The following is a 3,789-nucleotide window of genomic DNA, read 5'->3' as shown; positions in this document are numbered from 1 at the left end:
CCGGCCTTTGCCAATGTCTCAGCAGCAGCTTCGCGAACCATCCATGCGGCGTCAGACAGCCCTTTTATCAATGTCGCCTCGGCATGCTCCGACTTGGAAAACCCCAATGCGGCCAACGCCGTGCGCCGCACCTGAGTGTCGTCATCTGTGGCCGCATCGCGCAACGCGGGCAGCGACCCTTCGTCTTGCAGCCACCCAATGACACCAACCGCTTCGATACGTACGCCAGTGTCGGAATGTTGCAAAGCGTTGATCGCAGGGCCCATCGCCTCAGCGCGGCGCAACTCTTTGATCCCCGCAAGGCAGGCTGTCAGTTTCAGCGTATCGGTCGCATCCAGATGGGGCAGAATGGCATCCCCAGCCGCGGGGTCTTTCAGTTCTTTCAAGCTGATCGCGGCGGCATCGATCACGGCGGGGTCACTGTCTGTCAATGCGCCAACCAGCGCGGCGGCCGTGTCCGGCCCGTCAAAATCCGTCAGGGCTTGCGCGGCCTGCTTGCGCACGCCCGCGACCGCATCCGCGATCGCGCGGGCCAGATGCGGAATGGCTGCAGGGTCGGCGCTATCGGCCAATTCCATAACCGCCATGATGCGCGCACCCGGCGACGGATCATCCAAGGCCTCTGCGAGTTCACCAATTTCGTCAAAGTCTTCAAAGAGCGCGCTCATATCGATCTCACTTCAACAAAAAGGGAAGGTTGACGGTCACCGCACCTGTAGGGCAATCCGCCTCGCAGGGCATGCAGTACCAGCATTCGTCGTATTTCATGTAAGCGGTTTCCGGGCCGTCTTCGGTCACGGCGATGCGCAGAACATCCAACGGGCAGACATCAACGCAGACGGTGCAGCCCTTGTCTGCGATGCACAGATCTTTGTCGACAACGACAGGAACAATTGTAGAAGTTTGAGCCAATGGCATGGGAACAGTCCTTATTCTGCCGCGACGGTGTCGGTCACACGTTGGTTATTGTAGGCGTCTTTTTCATCGTCTTCGATCTCGACGATGTAATCATCGACCGCCTTTTTGCGGTGTGCCGGCTTGCCATCATCCCCCTTGGTCAGGATCGTGTGGCAGAACCAGTTTTCATCATCGCGCTCATATTCCACCCGGTTGTGATACAGCCCCCAGCGGCTTTCGGTCCGGTACAACGACGCAGCGGCAGCCATATCGGCACAATCCATGATCGCTGATGCTTCGAGCGCACGCATCAATTCGTGACTGTCGCGCACATACATTTCGGTTTCCATGTCGTGGCGCACCTCTTCGAACCGGCGCTGCGCCAGTTCCATCTTTGCGGTTACTTTCGGCGGTTGCAGATAGTCGTTCACAAAGCGGCGGGTCTTATATTCGATCTGGTTTGGCGGGATACCATCGTCGCGTTTGGTCGGAGCCAGCACGCGGGTGCGTTCGGCATCCACATCGCCCATATCGAAGTCAGCAAAATCAACGTCTTTGATGAAATCAACCGCATCAAGGCCCGCAAATGCGCCATTGGTAAACGCGCCCAACATGTAGTTATGCGGCACATTCGCCATATCACCGGCGGCATAAAGCCCATCAATCGTGGTGCGCGCGCGTTCATCCACGAACACACCACTGGCCGAATGCCCCGAACAGAACCCCACCTCGGAGATATGCATTTCGATCATATCAGTGCGGTAATCGGTGCCGCGTCCTTTGTGGAAATGCCCACGCGTGGGGCGTTCAACAATGTGCAGCACACGTTCAATTTCGGCAACGGTTTCTTCGGCAAGGTGGTTGAGTTTCAGATAGACCGGCCCCTTGCCACCCTGCAATTCATCATAAAATTCTTGCATCATTTGGCCCGACCAATAGTCACACTCGATGAACCGTTCGCCCGCAGCGTTAGCCGTGTACCCGCCCATTGGCCCCGCCACATAGGCGCAGGCCGGGCCGTTGTAATCCTTGATCAACGGGTTGATTTGAAAGCACTCTAGGTTCGCGAGGCCCGCACCCGCATGATACGCCATAGAATAGCCTTCGCCACTGTTGGAGGCGTTCTCGTAGGTGCCGTAAAGGTACCCCGACGACGGCAATCCCAAACGCCCTGCAGCCCCCAACGACATCACAACCGCCTTGGCGCGCACCACTAAAAATTCGGCGGTGCGGGTGTTCACACAGATCGCCCCCGCGATCCGGCCTTCCCCCGTCAGCAGCCGCGTGGCCATATACCGGTTGACGATATTGATGCGCGCCTTGCGTAGCTGACGATACAGCGCCTTTTTGACGGTATCGCCATTGGGCATCGGCAATACATAGGTGCCAATGTGGTGCACCTTTTTGACGTCATATTCGCCGTTTTGGTCTTTTTGAAACCGGATGCCAAACTGGTCCAGCTCTTCGATAATGCTGTAGCACTCTTCAGCGTAGCGATAGACAGCTTTCTGGTCGACGATGCCGTCGTTCGCGATGGTGATCTCTTTGGTGTATTGCTCTGGCGTGGCATAGCCGGGAATGACTGAATTGTTCAGCCCGTCCATGCCCATCGAAATCGCGCCCGACCGTTTCACATTCGCCTTATCCAGCAAAATCACGTTTGCATTCGGATTTTTACGCTTGGCTTTCAGCGCGGCCATCGGCCCTGCCGTGCCACCACCGATGATCAGAATGTCGCAGTCAATCTGCGTGGTGCCGTCCAGAATTTCATCCATGTTGGGGTCCTGCCGTTTAAGGTTGGTGCCAGCCTGCGCCTTGCTGCGGCGCGGCAAATGTCAATTAGTTTCCGTGTCGATCGGAAAGTTCGCGAAGATAGACAAAAGGATAGATTGCGCGGTCATGACCGTCTGAAAAATGGACGTTTACGCCGGCGGCTCCCACCTGTTTCAGGCCTGTGATCGTCAAATCAGGGGTCACTGCGATCTCGCCGTAGTCCAGTTTTGCCCGTTGCGAATAAGCGTCCCGCGCTTCTTGCCGTAGCATCGTGGCGGGCAGTGCGCTGGTGGCGCCCCCCTCCCATTCAACGATCAGGGTGCGGCTGTCAGGTGTTGCGGAAAGTCGGTCGATCATGATGGCCCTCGCTGTTTTCTCAACTTTGCCGCGCCGCAGAATATCCCAATAGCAATTTATTTACGGACAGCCTTTCTGCAGCGCGGCACCATGATCAAAACTATGAAAGAGAGCCCTTATGACATTCGTCGTCACCGACAACTGTATCGCCTGCAAATACACCGATTGCGTTTCCGTTTGCCCCGTGGATTGTTTTTACGAAGGCGAAAATATGCTGGTCATCGATCCCACAGAATGTATCGACTGTGGCGTTTGCGAACCCGAATGCCCCGCCGATGCTATTCGTGCCGACACCGAAGAGGGAATGGAACCCTGGGTCGCGTTCAACGAGAAATACGCGCAAATCTGGCCGGTCATCACAGAGGCCAAAGACCCGCTGTCAACGGCAGATGCCTTGGACGGTCAGGCAGGCAAGCTCGACAGTCATTTTACAGAAAAACCAGCCGTTGAAGCGGCGTAAGGGATAGATCAGAGGAACGTGCAAACCCCTCGTGCCGCCAAAGGGGCTGTTGCATTAATTGGATAAGGCCTAGTTTGGGTTTTATAGATTTTTTGGGCCATGCGGCCGCGAATAGTTAGTTCATGAAATAGGTCTCACCCAGAATACCTGCGTATTTATAGTAGCTCTGGACCTGTCGCGGTTTGATACCGCTCTTTTGATAGCATTTACTGCACCAAAGGAGATTTACTATGGGACTGAAACGGACGGACGAATTCCGCCAGGATGCGGTGCGGATCGCGCTAACCAGTGGGCTTAGGCGC

The 3,789-nt window shown here is 56.0% G+C and carries 5 protein-coding genes; 1 reads left to right on the top strand and 4 read right to left on the bottom strand.

The window, feature by feature from the left end; all coding sequences use genetic code 11:
- From ABJH13_RS01235 to ABJH13_RS01220, 4 genes are all read right to left on the bottom strand, one after another.
- Positions 1 to 668: HEAT repeat domain-containing protein (locus ABJH13_RS01235; RefSeq protein WP_348404395.1), on the bottom strand; the 668-nt coding region annotated here is incomplete at its 3' end.
- Positions 669 to 675: 7 nt separating this feature from the next.
- Positions 676 to 918, bottom strand: a complete 243-nt coding sequence (locus ABJH13_RS01230; RefSeq protein ID WP_348404394.1) for a ferredoxin family protein — start codon at positions 916 to 918, stop codon at positions 676 to 678.
- Positions 919 to 929: 11 nt separating this feature from the next.
- The gene (locus ABJH13_RS01225) at positions 930 to 2,672 is read right to left on the bottom strand and encodes a fumarate reductase/succinate dehydrogenase flavoprotein subunit (protein WP_348404393.1); all 1,743 of its coding nucleotides are present in this window, start codon (positions 2,670 to 2,672) and stop codon (positions 930 to 932) included.
- Positions 2,673 to 2,736: 64 nt separating this feature from the next.
- Positions 2,737 to 3,027: a DUF971 domain-containing protein gene (locus ABJH13_RS01220; protein WP_348404392.1), complete on the bottom strand. Its 291-nt coding sequence runs from the start codon at positions 3,025 to 3,027 to the stop codon at positions 2,737 to 2,739.
- A 118-nt stretch (positions 3,028 to 3,145) separates the two neighbouring features.
- Between ABJH13_RS01220 and fdxA the strand changes: the two genes are divergently transcribed.
- Complete coding sequence (gene fdxA / locus ABJH13_RS01215) at positions 3,146 to 3,487, top strand: ferredoxin FdxA (protein ID WP_348404391.1); 342 nt, start codon at positions 3,146 to 3,148, stop codon at positions 3,485 to 3,487.
- Positions 3,488 to 3,789 lie beyond the last annotated feature (302 nt).

Source organism: Roseobacter sp. (assembly GCF_039970775.1).
In the GTDB taxonomy this organism is placed as follows: domain Bacteria; phylum Pseudomonadota; class Alphaproteobacteria; order Rhodobacterales; family Rhodobacteraceae; genus Roseobacter.
This window is presented reverse-complemented; position numbering and strand designations above follow the sequence as displayed.

What these genes read in the sequence shown, in the direction of transcription:
- ABJH13_RS01230 (WP_348404394.1), bottom strand. Translation starts at nt 918, where the DNA reads ATGCCATTGGCTCAAACTTCTACAATTGTTCCTGTCGTTGTCGACAAA.
- ABJH13_RS01225 (WP_348404393.1), bottom strand. Translation starts at nt 2,672, where the DNA reads ATGGATGAAATTCTGGACGGCACCACGCAGATTGACTGCGACATTCTG.
- ABJH13_RS01220 (WP_348404392.1), bottom strand. Translation starts at nt 3,027, where the DNA reads ATGATCGACCGACTTTCCGCAACACCTGACAGCCGCACCCTGATCGTT.
- fdxA (WP_348404391.1), top strand. Translation starts at nt 3,146, where the DNA reads ATGACATTCGTCGTCACCGACAACTGTATCGCCTGCAAATACACCGAT.